Origin of the sequence: Streptococcus hepaticus (assembly GCF_043656315.1) — a bacterium.
Lineage (GTDB): Bacteria > Bacillota > Bacilli > Lactobacillales > Streptococcaceae > Streptococcus > Streptococcus hepaticus.
Genome location: NZ_JBINIY010000005.1, coordinates 1 through 20176, shown reverse-complemented (window position 1 = coordinate 20176; position 20176 = coordinate 1). Strand labels below are relative to the sequence as shown.

At 38.3% G+C, this 20176-nt stretch carries 20 protein-coding genes; 7 read left to right on the top strand and 13 right to left on the bottom strand.

The genetic code is table 11. The features are described from left to right. Position 1: 1 nt before the first annotated feature. Genes ACHUFA_RS05665 through cpsA form a run of 12 tightly spaced genes read right to left on the bottom strand, consistent with a single transcriptional unit; the run spans position 2 to position 11225 of the window. Positions 2 to 829, bottom strand: a complete 828-nt coding sequence (locus ACHUFA_RS05665; protein ID WP_394405154.1) for an NAD-dependent epimerase/dehydratase family protein — start codon at positions 827 to 829, stop codon at positions 2 to 4. Beyond that, positions 789 to 1946 (bottom strand): glycosyltransferase, encoded by a 1158-nt coding sequence (locus ACHUFA_RS05660; RefSeq protein ID WP_394405153.1) that lies wholly within the window; start codon positions 1944 to 1946, stop codon positions 789 to 791. The genes ACHUFA_RS05665 and ACHUFA_RS05660 overlap by 41 nt, the downstream gene beginning before the upstream one ends. Further along, positions 1934 to 2749, bottom strand: coding sequence for a glycosyltransferase family 2 protein (locus ACHUFA_RS05655; RefSeq protein WP_394405152.1), 816 nt, complete (start codon positions 2747 to 2749; stop codon positions 1934 to 1936). Before ACHUFA_RS05655 ends, ACHUFA_RS05660 begins: the two co-directional genes overlap by 13 nt. Next, complete coding sequence (locus ACHUFA_RS05650; protein WP_394405151.1) at positions 2734 to 3288, bottom strand: acyltransferase; 555 nt, start codon at positions 3286 to 3288, stop codon at positions 2734 to 2736. The genes ACHUFA_RS05655 and ACHUFA_RS05650 overlap by 16 nt, the downstream gene beginning before the upstream one ends. Further along, on the bottom strand, positions 3289 to 4293 hold the full coding sequence (locus tag ACHUFA_RS05645; protein WP_394405150.1) for a WaaS/CpsH family glycosyltransferase: 1005 nt from the start codon (positions 4291 to 4293) through the stop codon (positions 3289 to 3291). 1 nt (position 4294) lies between these two features. Then, a complete protein-coding gene (locus ACHUFA_RS05640; RefSeq protein ID WP_394405149.1) occupies positions 4295 to 5143 on the bottom strand; it encodes a sugar nucleotide-binding protein in 849 nt (282 codons plus the stop codon). Next, entirely contained in the window at positions 5140 to 5748 is a 609-nt protein-coding gene (locus ACHUFA_RS05635) for a sugar transferase (protein WP_394405148.1), read from the bottom strand. The genes ACHUFA_RS05640 and ACHUFA_RS05635 overlap by 4 nt, the downstream gene beginning before the upstream one ends. 3 nt (positions 5749 to 5751) lie before the next feature. Then, a complete protein-coding gene (locus tag ACHUFA_RS05630) occupies positions 5752 to 7560 on the bottom strand; it encodes a polysaccharide biosynthesis protein (protein WP_394405147.1) in 1809 nt (602 codons plus the stop codon). Positions 7561 to 7572: 12 nt separating this feature from the next. After that, entirely contained in the window at positions 7573 to 8310 is a 738-nt protein-coding gene (locus tag ACHUFA_RS05625) for a tyrosine-protein kinase (RefSeq protein ID WP_394405146.1), read from the bottom strand. Positions 8311 to 8331: 21 nt separating this feature from the next. After that, positions 8332 to 9021, bottom strand: a complete 690-nt coding sequence (locus ACHUFA_RS05620) for a Wzz/FepE/Etk N-terminal domain-containing protein (protein WP_394405145.1) — start codon at positions 9019 to 9021, stop codon at positions 8332 to 8334. Between the two features lie 8 nt (positions 9022 to 9029). Beyond that, a complete protein-coding gene (cps4B, locus tag ACHUFA_RS05615) occupies positions 9030 to 9761 on the bottom strand; it encodes a capsular polysaccharide biosynthesis protein Cps4B (RefSeq protein ID WP_394405144.1) in 732 nt (243 codons plus the stop codon). After that, positions 9762 to 11225, bottom strand: a complete 1464-nt coding sequence (gene cpsA / locus ACHUFA_RS05610) for an LCP family glycopolymer transferase CpsA (protein ID WP_394405143.1) — start codon at positions 11223 to 11225, stop codon at positions 9762 to 9764. A 185-nt stretch (positions 11226 to 11410) separates the two neighbouring features. Here cpsA and ACHUFA_RS05605 point away from each other — a divergent pair, with 185 nt between their 5' ends. From ACHUFA_RS05605 to glgB, 6 genes are all read left to right on the top strand, one after another. Beyond that, positions 11411 to 12319, top strand: a complete 909-nt coding sequence (locus tag ACHUFA_RS05605) for a LysR family transcriptional regulator (protein WP_222349823.1) — start codon at positions 11411 to 11413, stop codon at positions 12317 to 12319. Next, positions 12312 to 12791: an 8-oxo-dGTP diphosphatase gene (locus ACHUFA_RS05600; protein WP_222349825.1), complete on the top strand. Its 480-nt coding sequence runs from the start codon at positions 12312 to 12314 to the stop codon at positions 12789 to 12791. Before ACHUFA_RS05605 ends, ACHUFA_RS05600 begins: the two co-directional genes overlap by 8 nt. A 208-nt stretch (positions 12792 to 12999) precedes the next feature. Next, a complete protein-coding gene (locus ACHUFA_RS05595; protein ID WP_318530322.1) occupies positions 13000 to 14148 on the top strand; it encodes a glucose-1-phosphate adenylyltransferase in 1149 nt (382 codons plus the stop codon). After that, positions 14141 to 15256, top strand: coding sequence for a glucose-1-phosphate adenylyltransferase subunit GlgD (glgD, locus tag ACHUFA_RS05590; RefSeq protein ID WP_222349827.1), 1116 nt, complete (start codon positions 14141 to 14143; stop codon positions 15254 to 15256). Before ACHUFA_RS05595 ends, glgD begins: the two co-directional genes overlap by 8 nt. Before the next feature lie 15 nt (positions 15257 to 15271). Further along, complete coding sequence (gene glgA, locus ACHUFA_RS05585) at positions 15272 to 16717, top strand: glycogen synthase GlgA (protein ID WP_222349830.1); 1446 nt, start codon at positions 15272 to 15274, stop codon at positions 16715 to 16717. A 58-nt stretch (positions 16718 to 16775) separates the two neighbouring features. Further along, complete coding sequence (gene glgB / locus ACHUFA_RS05580) at positions 16776 to 18614, top strand: 1,4-alpha-glucan branching protein GlgB (protein ID WP_394405142.1); 1839 nt, start codon at positions 16776 to 16778, stop codon at positions 18612 to 18614. A 94-nt stretch (positions 18615 to 18708) separates the two neighbouring features. Here glgB and ACHUFA_RS05575 read toward each other — a convergent pair whose 3' ends face one another. Next, positions 18709 to 19527 carry a transporter substrate-binding domain-containing protein gene (locus tag ACHUFA_RS05575; RefSeq protein WP_222349836.1) on the bottom strand — a complete coding sequence of 273 codons (819 nt, stop codon included), beginning with the start codon at positions 19525 to 19527 and terminating at the stop codon, positions 18709 to 18711. Positions 19528 to 19892: 365 nt separating this feature from the next. On the opposite strand from ACHUFA_RS05575, the gene ACHUFA_RS05570 reads away from it, so the two are divergent. Then, a partial coding sequence (locus tag ACHUFA_RS05570) for a transposase (RefSeq protein ID WP_394405141.1) occupies positions 19893 to 20176 on the top strand: 284 nt, incomplete at its 3' end.

Genomic DNA, 20176 nt, shown 5'->3' with positions numbered 1-20176 from the left:
ATCACTTTCTACTTTGTAATATTTTTTGTATTTTCGTATTATTTCCCCATAGTGCCTTGGAATCATAAGGTCGATCTGGGTAGACACCGTATTGCAATCTGATGTCTAATCCATTTTCTATAATAAAACGCTCAACTCTTTCTGATAATTTCTCAGGTCTTCCTGAACAAATATTAATAATTCCTGATACCTCTTTCTGAGAAACTGTCTCTGATATATAATAACAAAAATCTTTATAATCTAAAAAATCATATTGATTCATTCCACTGGTAAAAGGGAAAACTTTATCTCCGTTATCTGCTGCTTGAACTAGCTTTGAAAAGATAGAAGAGCCTGTTGTACTATTCCCAACAATATAAAATCCTCGTAACCATTGAAAAACGACTTTATCTTGACAAAGTAACTCAATGGCCATTCTTAAAGAATTTTTTGAAATTCCATATAAACTTTGAGGATTAGTTGGCGTATCTTCATTGATGGAACCTTCAAAAAAACCAATTTCATGCATGCTTCCCAGTACTGTTACTTGCGAAACTCCTGCTTCAATTAATTTTTTTAAAAATCTAAAATGTTCAGGAAAATCTAAAATATGCCTCTCTGAATTATGAATAAAACCATCTCGCCATGCTAAATGCAAAATAGCATCCGGCTCTTCAAAAAACGTATAGGGTTCCTCCACTTCGAATAAATTCACTTTTACTCGCTTGGCTCGAACATCAACAGAATCCACCACAAAGTCTGTTGCAATCACTTCATGTCCATGATCCAATAAAGAAGTGGTAATTCCTTTACCTAGATAACCATTTGCGCCAGTTACTAATATTTTCATCTTTTTCCTCCATACTTCTAAATAAAGAAAACCATTTTTCTAAAATCTTTTCATTATCCCACTTTTTGATAGTATCCAGTGCTGATTGCCGTAAAGCTTCTTTTTTCTTCACATCACTAGTCATAAAATCAACTATCTTTTTAGCAAATAAATTAATATCTCCCGGTGGAATTAAAAAGCCATTCTGCCCTTCCACAACAATATCCCTTGGTCCACTTGGACAATCATAAGAGATGCATGGAACCCCAAAAGACATTGCCTCTAGTAACACCATCCCAAACCCTTCCATTTTGGATGTAAAAACAAAAAGTTCAGCTTGACGATAATAATCTGCAATAGCCCGTGTATGACCAATAAACTCTACTTTTGTAATCTGATGTTGTAAGACATATTGCTTTAATTTTTGTTCTTCTTCACCGCTACCAATGATTTGAAGTTTCCAATCATGATCTGGGAGAAGTTGATTTACTTTTTGCCAGATCTGCAATAATTGCAACTGTTGTTTATCCCCTGTTAAGCGCCCAACATTAATAATTGTCTTAGTCTTGCATTTAAGCTCTTGATGCTTTTGTACAGCATAAGTTGAAAGATGGGGGATATAAATTGCATTATATCCTAATCTTTTGTATATCTCAGTATCCATGGTCGTTGGTACAGAGATACAGCGAAGCCTGGGATATAAAAATTCTTTTATTTTCCTATAAACATTATTATATGCATAATAGGAAGCATGCTCCGTAGCAATCAGCTTATTTCTATAAAACTTATCAGCCAGATAAACCTCTAAGCCGTTTGTAGGTAAAGCTGTATAAATAATATCAAATCTCTGACTATGTAAAAATTTTCGTAATGGAAATATTGAACGTACCATATTAATCGGAACACTTAATATTCTTTGCATACGACATTTCATGTTTAACTCTAGTTCAATAGATAATGTTTCTATTTTTATACGTTCATCTAACTGATATGCACTTCCCATATTATCCTTGACTAAAATAGTTACTTGGTAGTCTTCAATAAAATGATTTGCAAGATTAACAATAACTCGTTCTATTCCACCAAACGACGCCACACTATTTATGTATATCAGTATGCTTTTTTTCATATTTTGCATTTCGTTATCATAAGCCTTCTTATATACTTCATATCATTAAAAATTCTAATAAAACAATAAAATGGCAAACTAATTTCTTTACGGATTAGTAGCTCTTTCATATTTGCATCTACGCCATTCTTCATCGCTTTTAAATTTCCAGAAAGACCTTTATCTCCAAAACCACGTTTTCCCCCATCATAGATACAGAGTTGTTCTGGAGTGTAATAATAACCATAACGTAAGCAAACCTTATTAAAAAATTGACCATCTTCAGCATATTGACGCGCTTCATCAAATCCGCCAATTTCTTCAAAAATACGCTTTTTTAATAAAATAGTTGAGGTTTGAGGAAAAGATTTCAAACAAACTTCTTTAATATTTGGACGGTATAATTTGTCAATTGTATGCCCCAAGATACGAATTGGTTGCTCTGTATGGTTAGCCCCAAGACAATCAATTTCTGGATATCTATTTAAAATATCTTCTTGAATAGCTAATTTTTCTTGTGTCCACTCATCATCTGCATCTAGAAAGGCAATCCACTTTCCATTTGCTTTTTGTAGACCAATATTTCGCGCTGAGGCCACTCCACCATTTTCCTTAGAAATTATTCTAAGAGAAAACTCTGGCCATTTCTTTATAAGGTTTAATACTATTTTTTGAGTTTGATCATTTGAACCATCATCGATAACCAAAACTTCTTTAATCAAATCTCTTCTACTTTGTAAATAAATAGATTTTACTGCTCTTTCAATGGTTTTCTCGGCATTATAAGCTGGAATAATGACAGATATACTGGAATTTTCTATACTCTTATCCACTCTGACTTCTCCTTATCAAATCGTTTTACAACTCTAGCAGGGACACCTACAATCACAGAATAATCTGGAAATTCTCCTCTAACAACTGCATTTGTTCCAACTATACACTGTTTCCCCAACTTTGTCCCTGCCTGAATTGCTGCTCCATACCCTATAAAGCAATTTTCCCCAATACTTGTCTCTCGGCAAATATATTTTTGTTTCAAAACATGTACATCAATATCTTTATAATCATGATCTATATTTGTTATAAATACATTTCCTGATATTGTAGTATTTTTACCAACTGTTAAAACATGTCTACCTGAGGTAATGTGAAAATTTTGACCAATTGAACAACCATCTTTAATTATAATTTGACCACCTTCATGAGTCTCTAATCGGCTCCCAGGGTATATTCGTACTTGATTGCCAATAGAAACATTTCTACTACCTACAATAGATAGTTCTGGTCCTAAGTAAGAACGCTTGCCAACTTTTGCAAACTTCCAACGATGGCACTGCAATCGAATATACCAATATATTTTTTGTAAATTCACTTATTTCACCTCAATAAAACTAAATACTTGTAGAAGCCATCCTTCAAGACTATACTTAAAATACAACTCTTCGGATATCTCTTCATATTTTTTTTCAAAAAAAGACATATCTAATACAGGGTTTTTCCGGTCAATAATAAGAATATTATTTGGATTATAAAAATCATAGTCTTGTATAGAACTATTTGTTGTTATAATTTTTTTCTCCATGCCAATCATTTCAATTGTTCGCATTGTAAGACCTGTCTGGTGAGGATGCTCAATATCTAGGACAACCTTTGTCGCATCGACAATTTTAGCAATCTCTGTACTATGCATTTTATCGAAATCAAAATCAGTTATCTTAGTATTACGAAACTCTGACCTAATAAGTTTATAAAAGTGGTATATAAATCGCCCTTGTAAGAACTTAAACCAATATGTTTTTAAATTAGACTCTTGACACTGTTTTTCAATTTCTTTGATTATCTTAAATCTATCTGAATGAATAGTACCTAAAAAAATAATATCGTACTTATAATCAGACTGACTATTTTGTTTTTGATAATCGTCACTAAAAAATAGGGGTCTAAAGATAACATTTTGATACTTTCTAGAATCTAACGGATCAAAAGACAAAATAGAATCATAGATATATATTTTTTTATCAATACCAACAACATTCTTTATTGAATCCCATAAATACAATATTAACTTAGCCTGAGGTGATAATTCCTTTATTTTTTTTAAAAAGGAAACTGGAGTCATCTCCCCACGAATCACTAAAACATAATCAAAGCTAATATCCTTGACTTGCATAAGAATATCATCGTAGTAATCATTAGTTTTTTTGGTAAAAAGTGAAGGATTAACTTTATTTAAGGCCTTTTCAAAAGCTGAAGTAACTGAACGTGCATCAAAATACTCTACATTTGCACCAAGATCCTTCATTTTTTTTGCAATTTTTATTTCATAGCCAAAGAATTCTGGACACAGAAATAAAATATTTTTATTTGCTAAGTTCATTTCATACCTCGGTTATTTCTTTTTCTGTTTCTCTAATTGACTCATTAAAATCCAAAAAATTCTCACTGTATGGATTTGGGCAGTCATAGTAGAAATCTCCAATAATTTTTTTAAAAATACCTACGTTTCTGATTGCAGAAAATGTACAAAAAAAGTTTGGTAAACTAATGACTTGTTTCCCGTTAATTGAAAGGACTGTTTTCACCATATTATAAGTATTCACATATTCTTTGTTTTGGGGATAAAATAGACCTGAAGCTTCTCGATTGATAATATTTTCAATGAAAATAGCTAAATTTCCACTGTATAACATACTTCTTTGGTTTGATACTTTAGGAAATACCGATACTTTTTTCATAAAATCTACTAATTTTGTATAGTTTCCTGGACAATTTTTTCCATAGATCATCGGAGGACGTAAAATCACTAGATTCAATTTGTTTTTAATATTTCTATTCAGAAAATTCTCAGCTAATAACTTTGATTTTCCATAGTGATTTGTTGGATTTGGTTGAGTTTCAACAGTTATTCTACCTGTTCTTTCCCCGTAGACACTCATTGAACTTAAATAAATCAACTGTCCAACACCTGATTCCACTGCCTTTATTGCAATATCGTTAGACAGTTCATGATTAACTTTATAGTAAAGCGAGGAATCGATTGTCTTTGCATTAACATGGGCAATTCCTGCAACATTAATAACAACATCAAATGAAGAAAAATCACATTTTTTCCAATTGTCATCTTTAACATCTAGCTCTTGGACTTCAAAATCTCCACTTCTTTGTAATTGAGAGATAATTGTTCGACCAAGAAAACTATTTTTCCCTGTAATCAATACTTTCTTCATCGCATACTATCCTTCTTCTGTCCTGTTCCACCTTCAACAACACCTTCACTTTTGGCAACACTTAGAAATGTTCTAAAGAAGCATTTAACATCTAAAGCAAATGACATGTTTGCAACATAGTAACCATCTAATTTTGATTTTTCATCAATTTCAAGTTCGTCACGTCCATTGATCTGTGCCCATCCAGTAAGTCCTGGACGAATATCATTAGCACCATATTTATCACGTTCTTCTATTAAATCATATTGATTCCAAAGTGCTGGACGTGGCCCAACAATCGCCATCTCTCCTTTAAAAATATTAAAAAGTTGTGGTAACTCATCCAGACTTGTTTTCCGTAAAAAAGCACCAGACTTAGTAATCATAGCTGCAGGATCTTTTAGTAAATGAGTTGGCATATCTGCTGGTGCGTCTGTATACATAGAACGAAATTTATAGATCATGAAATGCTTCTTATTTTTCCCTACTCGTTTTTGCTTAAATAAAACCGGACCCTTTGAATCCAATTTAATCCAAATAGCAATTAATAATAAGAGAGGGCTAAATAAAGCTATAGCCACTCCCGAAATAATAAGATCCAACATTCGTTTTAGACTGTTATACATGTATTACTCCTGTTTCGCAAATTCAACTAGCTTTTCTTTCAAAGCTTTATTTTCTGTTTCAAGTAGAGTTGAGATAAAGCCTTCTACTTCCTCAACTGGTTTTGGTGTTACTTTCCCGACAAAGATTTTCTCATGGATTTGTTCCGCCACACGCTCATCGGATGACAAGAGTTCCTCATAAAGCTTTTCACCTGGGCGAATACCTGACTCCACAATTCCAATTTCTTCCTCAGTATGTCCACTTAGTTTAATAACTTTCTTGGCCAAGTCCACAATCTTGACAGGTTCTCCCATATCTAGGACGAAAACTTCACCACCTTTAGCTTGGTAGCCTGCTTGAATAACGAGACGGCTAGCTTCAGGGATAGTCATGAAGTAACGGGTCATACGGAAGTCTGTTACTGTAAGCGGCCCACCCTTTGCAACCTGTTCTTTGAAGACAGGTACGACTGACCCACGACTACCTAAAACATTACCAAAACGAACTGCTACAAACTGGGTTTTTCCTTTGTCATTTAGGCCCGTCACAATCATTTCTGCAACACGCTTAGTTGCACCCATGACATTTAGCGGATTAACAGCCTTATCTGTAGAAATCATAACAAATTTCTCTACAGATGCTTCTAATGCTGCTTCTGCAGCATTTTTTGTACCGAAGATATTATTCTTCACAGCTTCTTTAGGATTATACTCCATGAGTGGAACATGTTTGTGAGCCGCTGCGTGGTAAACATAGTTTGGACGATATTCTTTCATGAGATTAAAAATCAAGTCCCTATCTTGAATATCAGCGATGATCGGTACAATCTCAAAGTCTTTACCCAATTTTTGAACTAACTCTCGGTGAATGAGATAAATTGAGTTTTCACCATGCCCCAAAAGCAACAATTTCTTAGGCTTAAAATTAGAAATCTGACGACAGATTTCTGATCCAATCGAACCACCAGCCCCTGTAACAAGAACCGTCTTTTCCCGGAAGAATTCTCCCAAAACCGTCTGATCTAGTTCAATTTCCTTGCGCCCCAATAGGTCTGCAATATCAATCTCACGTAAACTTTGTGTCGAAATTTTTGTGGTGATGACATCTTCGACACTTGGCATACTATTCACACGCACACCACATTGGTTACAAATTTCCACTAACTTTTCTCGTTCTGTAGCAGCAATAGACGGAATCGCAATGGTTACTTGTTCAATATCGTAATTTGCGACCAAGGTTGGTATAGCATTGCGATTTCCCATGACCTTGATACCATGTAAATAAGTTCCCTCTTTATGAGGATCAGCGTCAACGATACCGATAATTTCAATATCTGTATCTGTTGCTAAAATAGTCTGTACAAAAATAGAACCGCCACTTCCTGCACCAACTACAAGAGTCCGTACTTTGGGTTTATCCGACTTATGATTTCCTTTGCGACTACTCATCTCACGCCAAACAATACGGGGAGTCGTCATTAAAAAGGTCGACAAGAGCCAAGAGAGAATCAAGAAACGATAGCTGTACTGATGAGCAAATAGTACAATAGCAAAAATTGTCAATCCAGCATAAGCTACTAGTAAGGACACGACTAGACGAAAAAGAACTCGGTAATCTGTAAAGCGATTAAGGATTGAAAATATCTTAAATTTACCAGCTACAAGTAGATATAGAATAAGAGTTACACTGTAGGAACTGATTAGCTGTCCTAGCGGAACCTTGGCAAAAATACCTACAAAGTTCATGGTTACTAACATAGCAATCAACAACATACACATATCGATTGCAATCAGAATAACGCGTTTACTTCTCCTAGATAGTTTCTCAAACATATATTTCCAATCTTAATCTTCTCTTTTCACTCGACGACGTTTGGCAGATTTTTTCTCTGCCATTTTTCCATAATTTCCGTAGGCCCCATAGTTCCCATAAGAACCATAACGGGTCTGCTCGGCGTCCACCTTATTCAAGATAACACCTAGGAACTGGGCACCACTCATTTCCATTTGCTCTTTAGCTTTCAAGACAAAGCGACGTTTTACACTACCTGCCCCTGTAACTAAAACAATACCATCACATTTTTGGGCAATGATGGCTGCATCCACTACCAAACCAATAGGTGGTGAGTCTACAATCACATAGTCAAATACTGTACGGACCTTTTCCATCATGTCTAAAAAGCGATCATTCTGAATCAAGCGTGTTGGGTTTGGAGTACGCTTTCCACAAGGGATAATCAAGAGGTTTGGTACACTCGTATCACAAATCACTTCTCCCAGACTAGCATTACCAGACAAGTAGCTTGTCAATCCTTCAATCGTCCCACGCGCTGCAAAAGTACCCGAAAGTACCGAATTACGCGTATCCGCATCAATCAACAAAGTCTTATAGCCTGCTTCAGCAAAAGACATGGCTAAGCCTGTTGATGTAGTAGATTTTCCTTCACCCGGTTGAACAGAGGTCAACACAATTGTTTTGATGTCTGTACCACTAAACTGAATATTGGCACGAATAGAGTTATAGTACTCATCTGCGCTTCCTAACTGACGTCCTTTTGAACCGACTAATTCTAACATTGCCATTTTTCTCTTATCTCCTCTTTCCTACATTTTCTCAAAGTTTGGAACGATACCAAGCAATGGAAGTCCCATGACATCTTCTACATCTTCCGGACGTTTAATACGATCATCTAGCAATTCAACCAAAACAACGACTGCAACAGCCAAAACAAAGCCTGCTACTAAGCCAAGCATGACATTTCTCTTCGTATTTGGTGTGGTTGGTGCTGATGGAACTTTCGCTGCTTCCAAGGTAGTGACATCTTCTACTTTAGTAACTTCTTTAATCTTTTCAGCTGCAACTTCACGGACAGAATCTGCCAACTGGCTAGCCTTTTTCGGATCACTGTCACGCACTGTAATGGAAATCACACGCGTATTGGCTGGAATATCTACTGATACCTTTCCGCCCAATTCACCAGCTGTCATGTTGAGACCTTCTGTTTCAACAACTTTATTTAAGACATCGTTTGAAGTAATAATTTCCTTGTAGTCGTTTACCAAGAAAGAACCTGCTTGCAAATCTTGTGCTGTGAGAGAAGAGGCGTCTCCAGATTTATTTACTACATAGATACGGGTTGTTGAATCATATTTTGGTACAACAATAAAAGCGCTATATAGGAAGGAAATCACTGCAAAGAAAATTCCAATAAAGGCAACTAGGAATTTTTTATCCCAGATTTTTCGCAAGAGTTGCAATACATCAATTTCAATTGTTTGGTCTTTGGTATTCATTTTTTCTCCTAAATAAATTCATCCGCTAAAATAGTTTCAGCATTGTCATAAAAAATGGCACGGGCATAATTTGTACCGTATTCTTTTTCTACTAATTGGTAGGCTTCCTGCATGTAAGGAGGACGATCATCTAGATTATGCATATCACTTGAAACAAAGTGAATGACATCTTTTTCTAAAAAATAACGTCCCCGTTTTTTATATATTTTTTCTTTATCACCAAATAATTTTGGTTTCAGTAGATGATTGCTATTGACCTGCATATAGCAGCCCATATTGATTAGTTCGCGGACACGTTCTTCCTTAAACTCAAGAGCTTCGTAACGCTCGATATGAGCGACTACTGGTATCAATCCTAGCATCTGCACATTAGAGAGGGCCTGCCGAATTTCTTGCCAAGGGGTTCCGCCTGAAAATTCTATCAAGACAAAACGCGTTCCATTCAGAGTGGGAAAAATTCCAGTTTCAAGCTTCTTTAAGATAGAATTTCTATAGTAAAGCTCTCCACCATATAATATGGTCAAGCCATCAAAGCGTTTTTCAGCTTCTGCTTTAACAATTTGAAAATTCGCAAAAATCTCTTCCTCTGATGCTTCAAACATTCCGTTTCGACGATGAGAGGTGGACACAATGGTCCTGACGCCTTGGCGATAGGCCTCTGCTATCAAGGCAAGGCTTTCGTCTAGCGTATCTGGTCCGTCATCTACATTAAATACAATATGTGAGTGAAGATCAATCACCTATTTCTCCTCCATTGTAGTATTGATTGCTTCTTTGGCTGTATCTACACTTGCTTGGTCAAGCGAAAGCATATATAAAGCATAGCCAGGCATTGCATAAGAAGGTAATTCTCCTGTAGAGCCTGTTCCCGTCACCGCTTGAGAAGTCACTGTAAATTGACCACCAGAAGACAACTGGGCGTTGGCAATCGCCATCATATTATCCAGTGACATATTTGTCTGTACAGAATCCTGCAATGAGGTAATCACATCTGAAATTTTTGTGAGTGATTGGAAGGTTGCTAGTTTTTTAATAATCGCCGCAATGACACGTTCTTGGTTCTTCCCACGATCGTGGTCACCACCAGATAACGAGTAGCGTTCGCGAACATAGCGAAGAGCAGACTCGGAATTCAGTTGAACGACACCTGCTGGGTAATCATAGCCACCAGCAGAAAATGCTGTAGGATTGTTCACCTCAACTCCTCCAACTGCATCAATCAATTGCATAAAGGAGGTAAAGTTAATACGAGCATAGTAATCAATGTCAATGCCATAAAGATTTTCTAATGTCTTCATAGATGTTTCAACACCATAAACACCTGCGTGGGTCAGTTTATCGTATTGTTCAGCCCCGCCACCAGGAATCTTCACATAGGAATCACGCGGCGTCGTTGTCAAGAGAACCTTGTGTGTCTCCATATTAACCGTCATGATAATATTGACATCCGAGCGTGAAACGGTTGAAATCGAACCATAGGTATCAATACCACTGATGTAGATATTGAAGACATTTGGATTTTTCACTTTTTCAGCTTGACGTTCAAGGCTAACCTGTTTACTAATCTTATAGGTATACAATGTCTTCAATTTTGAAGCATAGTCTGCATCGTTTAGTTCCAACAAACTGCTATAGGCGCTATTCAGCACCATGGCCTTTGAAGTATCTTTCATGATAGTTTCATAGGCTGCTTGATAGGAGGTCGCTGAAACTGGTGTCAAATCAACTTTTTTTTCAACACGCACTTTTCCTAAAAGCGTTTCAATATTTTCTTTATCACTTGTCAAAGGGCTTTGAACTTCTGTTAATTCTGTGATGTTGTTAATCGGACTATCTTTTGCAACGACGATACTCATCTCAATCTCAGAATAGGAAGCCGTTCTATTAAATTTTTCTGTCAAATCAGCAGCTGATTTATAAGTAAACAAAAGACCAATTGTTCCTAGTGAAAAAAGCACCAAGCAGATCCCTGTAAATACCTTAGCTTTTTTCCTAATGATACAAACACATGCGACAAGCCACACGATTAGTAACATACCAAATATAATCATGTTTACATTTCTGAAATTCAAAAATTGTTTAGCGGTGATCAAATAGACCAATACACCAACTAGTCCTGTGTAAAGTCCCAATAGAGTAGAGTTAATAATCGTAGCAGTCTTGGATTTTTTCCCACGACTGTGGCGATTTGTATTCGTTATCATGATGCCTCCATAATATTTCCAAAATAATATTCAAAGCCATTATAACACTTTTCATAAATATACTCTAGCATTTTCAGAAAGAAACTTATCTATAAAATAATAGTATTTTGTTGCTTAGATAACAAGGTTCAACTCTATTTTTTCCTAAATCTTGCATATTTTCACATTTTTGCTACACTAGTGCTATGAGAATTCAACAATTACATTATATTATTAAGATTGCAGAGACTGGTTCGATGAACGAAGCATCTAAGCAGCTCTTTATCACTCAACCAAGCCTTTCTAATGCTGTCCGCGACTTGGAAAAGGAAATGGGTATCGAGATTTTCCACCGTCATCCAAAGGGGATTACCCTGACAAAAGACGGCATGGAGTTCCTTTCTTACGCCCGTCAGGTGGTGGAACAGACTGAACTTTTGGAAGAACGGTATAAAAATCCAAATACCAAGCGTGAACTCTTCAGTGTTTCTTCCCAACACTACGCCTTTGTGGTCAATGCCTTCGTTTCCTTGCTGAAAAAGACAGATATGGCGGATTATGAGCTTTTCTTGCGGGAAACACGGACTTGGGAAATCATTGATGACGTGAAAAATTTCCGTTCTGAAATTGGAGTGCTCTTTCTTAATAACTTCAACCGCGATGTCCTTTTAAAGATGTTTGAAGACAATCGTATCAAGTACACGCCACTGTTCACTGCCCAGCCCCATGTTTTTGTCAGTAAAACCAATCCCTTGGCAAAAAAATCTTCCGTTACCTTAGAAGATTTGACGGAGTTTCCATATCTGAGCTACGAGCAAGGGATTCACAATTCTTTCTACTTTTCTGAGGAAATCCTTTCACAAGAACACCACAAAAAATCAATCGTCGTTTCAGACCGAGCTACCCTCTTTAATCTCTTAATCGGCCTCGACGGCTACACCATTGCTACTGGTATCTTGAACAGCAATCTCAATGGAGACAATATCGTTTCCATCCCATTAGAAATTGACGACGAAATCGATCTGATTTATATCCAACATGAAAAGACCAACCTTTCAAAAATGGGCGAACGCTTCATCAACTACTTGCTAGAGGAGGTGCAATTCAATGACTGAAGAACGTATCAAGAGTTGGGTCAACATCTGCGTGAAAAATGGAGAAGAGATTCTTCTTCTAAACCGTCAACATGACAACTTTCCAGGCTGGATTCAACCCGGCGGCAAAGTCGAGTTTGCAGAAACAATCTTTTCAGCAGCACTCAGAGAACTGAAAGAGGAAACTGGTCTGACTGCACTTGATTTAGAGCTCAAAGGCATTTCTGGCTTCATCAATCCTGCCATCCCTGAACGCTATGTTTACTACGATTTTCTCTGTACAGCCTTTGAAGGGCAGCTATTGAGCGAGTCAGCCGAAGGGCAGCCAAAATGGTGGAATATTCATCAACTAGAGGACCTGCCTATGCAAGACGATATCCGAGAGCGACTTCCACTTTACTGGCGACAAGGCTCCTTTGAGCATATTCATTACTGGGACCAGGAACATCACTGCATCGGACGAACAGAGACCAAATTATTTGGACGAGATTGAGAGCGGGCGACCAATTTACGATTGGTTGTCTTTTCTTTTTATTAAGCAGGTTGAAACATATAAATATAGCCTTATCTTCGTTTTTGGATGTGAAAATAGAATTTTCTTTTTAACTATGAAAGTTTTTCATTCCTATGCAAGAAAACGCTTTCTTTTTCATTGAGAAAATGATATAATTTGATTATTAAAGAAATAAGGAGTGATTATTTTGGCACAAAATAAGTTATTAGCAATGATTTTGGCCGGCGGACGCGGAACGCGTTTGGAAGGCTTGACACAAAAAGTCGCTAAACCTGCGGTAGCCTTCGGTGGCAAATATCGTATTATCGACTTTCCTCTCAGCAACTGTGCAAACTCTGGTATTGACATTGTCGGTGTCCTGACCCAGTACGAATCAGTCCTTCTCAACTCCTACGTAGCCCAATCGCAACGTTGGGGACTGGATGTACAGGGTTCCGGTGTGTTTGTCCTCCCTCCTCGTGAAAAAATCGAAGGATTTGGTCTCTACCAAGGAACCGCAGACGCCATCACTCAAAATATTGACTTCATTGACCTCCATGAGCCAGAATATGTCCTTATTTTATCCGGCGACCATATCTATAAGATGAACTATGATAAGCTTCTTGACTCCCATATTGAAAATGGTGCAGATGCTACAATTGCAGTTATTGAGGTCCCAATTAAAGAAGCTTCTCGCTTCGGTATCATGAATACGGATGAAAATTACCGTATCGAAGAATTTGAAGAAAAACCTGCTGAACCAAAGAGCAATCTGGCTTCGATGGGGATTTACATCTTCACTTGGAAAACCTTGAAAAAATACCTCTTAGAAGATGAGAAATTGGACACTTCTTCTCACGACTTCGGTCATGACCTTATTCCCAAATACCTAGAAGATGGGCGTAAACTCTATGCTTATCCATTCCGTGGCTATTGGAAAGATGTGGGTACGGTCAATAGTCTCTGGGAATCCAATATGGACTTGATTGATCACAACGATGATCTCAATCTCTTTGACCCAACCTGGAAAGTTTACTCAGAAGATACAGGTTCTCCTGCTCAAGTCATCGGCTCACATGCAACTGTTAAGAGTGCCTACATTGACAAGGGAACCATTATCGATGGCTATGTGGAACATTCCGTTATCTCAACAGATGTCCAGATTAGGGAAGGTGCTGTTGTAAAAAATTCTGTGATTTTACCAAATGCCCAAATCGGGGAAAATGTTGAACTAGATTACGTTATCGTTGCGGAAGGAATAAAAATTGCTGATGGTACTTCACTTGCTGGAACACCTGATGCTATCCTTCTCATTGATAAAAATGTAAGCAAGGTAAAGGAGGAAATGGATGCTTAGAAATACTCTCGGAATTGTCAATATCGAAGGGACAAATGTTCATTTCGGTGATGTGATGGGGCACCGCGGTGTGCAGGCCTTCGGCTTCTTAGGACGTTATCGCCTCATTGACTTTGTCTTGTCCAATATGTCCAACTCTAGTATCAGCGAATTTCAGGTCTATATGCCTGCTAAGATGCGCTCGACAATCCAACACGTTGGTACAGGAAAGCACTACAATATCAATAGTAAACGTGGAAAACTGCGCCTCCTCAATAGCGTAACGGACCCCAACTCTATCTATCAACATGATGTCAAAGCCTTTTCAGACAATGTGCACTATATTGAAAAATCTGATAAGGAATACGTCCTCATCGCGCCATCCTACTTTATCTACAGCCAAGATTACTCTAAAATCATGGAAGAACATGTAGAAACTGGGGCTGACATCACGGTCCTCTATAAGAACGTTACCAATGCGAAAGAGGCCTTTATCGGTTGCCAGACCTTGAAATTTGACGATGACAAGCGCATTGTGGAATTTGATGAAAATCATGGTAAGTACAAAAATCGTGCCATTTCACTAGAAGCCTACTTCATGAAACGCAGTCTCTTCCTAGAATTGATTGAACGAGCCAACAAGGTTTCTGCCCTCTACTGGCTCAAGGATATCATCCGCGATGTGGTAGATCAATACAAGATTATGGGCTATGCACACCGCGACTATGTAGCCTGTATCAATACCGTTGAGGCTTACTTTAATACCCAGCTGGAATTGATTGACCGCAACACGCGCCGTCTTCTCTTCAAGCAAAACTGGCCGATTCATACGCAGACCAGCGACAGCTCACCATGCCTTTATGGTCCATTAGCTGAAGTAGCTGGTAGTTTGATTTCTAACGGTGCCTTTATCAATGGAGAAGTTGAAAATTCTGTTATTGACCGAGATGTTGTCATTGAAGAAGGTGTTTCGATTAAGAATTCAATTATCTTGAACGGAGTCACCATCAAGTCTGGCGCAACCATTGAAAATGCCATTATCGATAAAGCGACGACTATTACCCACCCTATTGATATTAAGGGGACTCCAGAAGTTCCTGCCTACATTAAGGCCCATCATTTGATTTAAGAGAAAGGTTGTAACATGTCAAAAAAATCGATTCTCTTTGTAGCTTCTGAGGGGCTCCCTTTTATCAAAACAGGTGGCTTGGCGGATGTTATCGGTTCCCTTCCTAAAGAATTGGTCAAGCAAGGCATGGATGTCCGTGTCGTTCTGCCACTCTATCTGAAAATTGCGGAAAAGAACCACGCTGACTTTACTTATGTTTCCAGCTTTGATGTACGAGCTGGTGATATTCAATCTATGGCCAATGTCTATCAACAAGTCGTAGACGGAGTTACCTTCTACTTTATCGAACACCGCGACTTCTTCGAGCGTGAAAATCTCTACGGTTACGATGACGATGCCATGCGCTTTGGTTTCTTCCAACATGCTACTTGTCGTTTGCTAGAAGCTCTCAACTACTTCCCAGACATTATCCATAGCCATGACTGGCACACTGCTGCACTGCCATTTCTTTGTCGGACTTTTTATAGTTACCGTGAGGAATTTGGTCGGATCAAGCATGTCTTTACCATTCATAACTTGGCCTTCCAAGGGATTTTTAATAAACAAGCTCTCTGGTCAGCTCTGGGTATGGATTACGGTTACTACCTAGATGGAACAGCCCGCTTCTATGATGACTGCATCAGCTTTATGAAATTGGGAATTCTTTATGCTGACAAGGTAACAACCGTTTCGGATACCTATGCGCAAGAGATTTTAACAGAGGAATTCGGGGAAAATATGCAACATGTTCTCGCCCTCCGTCAACATGACCTTTGTGGCATTGTGAATGGAATCGACTACGAAGTTTGGAATCCGCTGACAGATACTGCACTGGTTAAAAATTTTGATATAGCCCATATGGCTGATAAAAAAGCCAATAAACTGGCTCTCCAAGCACAGCTTGGTCTCCCTCAAGATGAAAAGGTGCTCCTAGTTGGTATCGTGTCTCGATTGACCTATCAAAAAGGCTTCTATCTCTTGACGGAAATGCTAGGGCACATGCTACAAGCTCGAGTACAATTCGTGATTTTGGGAAATGGTGAAAAAGATATTGAAAATGCCTTTAATCATTTCAAGGAAGCCTATCCTCATAAATTTGCCTTCTATTGTGGCTACAATGAGCCGCTAGCTCATCAAATTTACGCTGCTAGTGACCTCTTCCTCATGCCGTCCATCTTTGAACCATGTGGTATTAGCCAGCTCATTTCCATGCACTATGGTACCCTGCCACTAGTACGCGAAACAGGTGGACTCCGTGATACCGTCAGTCCTTACAACCAAGTAACCTTAGAAGGGACTGGCTTTAGTTTCGCTGGTAAAAGCGCACAAAGCATGAAATACGTCTACGATTTGGCCCTTGAAACCTACTATAGCCGACCAGATGACTGGGCAAAACTGGTAGAACAAGCCATGACAAAAGACGTCAGCTGGCCTGCTTCTGCTGAGAAATACATCTGGCTATACAGAGAACTTACACAATAATCTTTTAGCAGGACGGATTCCCCCCGTCCTCGCTTTGTGAACAATGAAAGGAGGAAAAATGACGAACTTTAGCGACTTAGACCTTTATTATCTCAAAACAGGTGAACACACTAGCCTCTATGAAAAAATGGGTGCTCACTTGGTAAAACAAGGCAATGAAATTATCGGAACCCAGTTTCGTGTCTATGCTCCAAATGCTACGACTGTTTACCTCGTTGGGGACTTTAATAACTGGCAAAAATCTCATCCACTGGAAGAAGAAATTGATGGTGTTTACCACATTTATATTGACGGATTAACCTCCCAGGAAAATTATAAATACCTCATCATCACTCCCGACGGTCAAGAACTATATAAGGCAGATCCTTATGCTTTCTTTAGTCAAGTCCGTCCCGATACTGCTTCAAGGACCTACGATTCATGCTATACATTTGAAGACAAGGACTGGATCTTCCAGCGGACCAACTATGACTTCAAAAATAAGCCATTCTCCGTTTATGAAGTTCATCTGGGCTCTTGGAAACAGAAAATTGTCAATGAAACGGGCAATGGTGCTTCTGCTGAGAACTTCTATTCCTACAAGGAAATTGCGCCACTATTGATTGACTATGTCAAAGAGCAAGGCTACACACATATCGAGCTTCTGCCAATTACAGAACATCCTTTAGATGCTTCTTGGGGCTATCAAGTAACAGGCTATTTTAGTCCAACTAGTCGCTATGGTCAACCAGATGAATTGAAATACCTTGTAGACCAATGTCATCTAGCTGGAATTGGAGTTATCTTGGACTGGGTACCTCTACACTTTTGTAAAGATGCCCATGGCTTATATCACTTTGACGGCTCTTGGCTCTACGAATACCAAGAAGAGCATGATCGGGAAAATCACCAATGGGGAACTGCTAATTTTGACTTAGCAAAAGGAGTAACTCGCTCCTTCCTCTTGTCCAATATCAAGTATTGGCTCAAAGAATTTCACTTTGATGGCATTCGTGTTGATGCCCTTTCTTACCTGCTCTACTGGCGAGGTGAGACCGAAGAAGACAAAATCAATCATCCAGCCATTGACTTTATCAAACGTGTAACCGCTCTTGTCCACCAAGAGTTCAAAGGTGTGGTCATGATTGCCGAGGATTCCTCTAGTTATCCTATGGTCACTCACCCATTGGACAAAGAGGGACTTGGATTTGACATGAAATGGGATTTGGGTTGGATGAACGACACACTCAAATACATGAGTCGACCTTCCATTTACCGTAAGCATCATGCTAGTGAGATCACCTTTGGCATGTATTACAACCAAAATGAACAGTTCTTGCTTCCACTTTCTCATGATGAAGTCGTACACGGTAAGCATACAATTGTCGAGAAAATGGACGGTAGCTACCAGGATAAATTCCACCTAGCACGCGCCTATTATGCCTACTATTTTGCTCATCCAGGTAAAAAGCTGCTCTTCATGGGAAATGAATGGGGACACCTGCGTGAATGGCATGAATACACGCAAATGGATTGGTTCTTACTGGACAATCCTGTCCACCAATCCTTCCATCAAATGATGACCCACTTGTCTCGTTTCTACCGAAATCATAGTGCCCTTTGGCAGTATGACTACCAGGCACACGAAAAAGGTTTCAAGTGGGCTGCCATCTCAGAAGACACAAACTGCTTCGCCTTTTCACGTTTCAGTGACGAGGAAGAAATTCTAGTGGTATCCAATTTCAACGACCAAGATCTGTTTGATGTTCACTTGGATTTACCAGCTGAGAAGACCTATCAATTAGTCTTCTCAACAGCAATTCTTCCAACGGAAACCTTCGAGATTCAAACGGATGAGACAGGTGCTCGCATCACGATTCCAAGATTAACAACCTTCTATCTCAAAGAAGTCAAATAACAAGTAAAAAGAGGTTTGGATTTTCTCCAACCTCTTTTGTGATAACTGATCCGCCATACAAACCAAACATATAATATGTGTCCTGTTGTTTAACTTATTCTACTGCTTTGTATTTTGCGACTTCTGATAAGTAATTTGCAAATTCATTGCCGTCCACTACTTCTTTGATAGATTTGTTCAAGACTTTTTGCAAGTCTTCTTGACCTTTTGGCATAATAACAACCTTAGCATCTGCATCAGACGCTTCTAGCTTGATAGACGCCAATACCAAATCATCATTTTGCGATGCATATCCTTCAGCAACGGCAGAATCCATGAGAACAGCATCTACTTGACCCGATTTCAATTCATTGACTTCCTCACCCATAGCTGTCAATGAGACGATATTGGCATCCGACACACTCTTTTGCGCAAATGCTTCTTGAGTACTACCTTTTTGAACAGCAAGTGACTTACCTTTCAAATCTGATAGTTTTTTGTACTTATCTGCGTCAGATTTTTTCACTAAAAATACATCTGAAACAGAGTAATAAGCATCTGTAAAGTCAAAGCTTTGAGCACGTTCTTTAGAGTAGCTAAAGCCTGCAATGGCAATATCTGCTTTTCCATTTTGTACACTTGTCAAGACGTTATCGAAGCTCATGGCTGAAACTTCTAATTTTACACCTAAATCTTTGGCTAATTTTTCTGCCAAGAGAATATCTGCACCAACTACCTTGTTTTCACCATCAACCAAGGCTTGAAATTCGAATGGTGCATAATCTGGGCTGGTAGCAACAACCAATGTTCCTTTTTCTTTAATTTTATCAACTGTTGAAACAGATTTATCTGTTGAGGCACCCGATGAACATGCTGCCAAACTCAAACCAGCTACCAAGGCTGTTGCTGCTACTAATAATTTCTTGAATTTCATATTAATTCCCTCTTTTCTTTTGCCTACTGTCTCCAGTATCTCGTTTTGAAAGTGAATTTCTGACAGATTTCACTATTTTTTCAAAGCATGTGACTATTTTAATTCATTTTTATACACTTGTCAACATAATTTTGAATTTTTATTCAGTTTTTTAAATTTTATAACAGCAAAAAAGCAAGTCACAACGAACCTGCTAATTTTTAGCAAAAATTACGAAAAATGATCTTCCTCTCCAAAAACTCAAAGAATATAAGTCGAGAGTCATAATAAACTACATATAGACGATCTTATTCAATATTGAACAGGTTACACTAAACTAGACAGATTTTATAAAGTGTTCTACACTAAAATCAAAAGGAGATATTATGTCTAGAAAAGTACGTCGCCAATTCTCAGATGAATTTAAACAACAAATCGTTGACCTTCACAAGGCAGGTATGAAACGAAGTGATCTTATCAAAGAATATGAGTTAACCCTTTCAACCTTCGATAAGTGGGGTCGCCAGGAAAAAACAACTGGTTCGTTTAAAAGCATTGACAATCTTACGGAGGAACAGCGTGAGCTGATAGAACTCAGAAAACGAAATAAAGAGCTCGAAATGCAATTAGACATTCTAAAGCAAGCGGCAGTGATTATGGCACGAAAAGG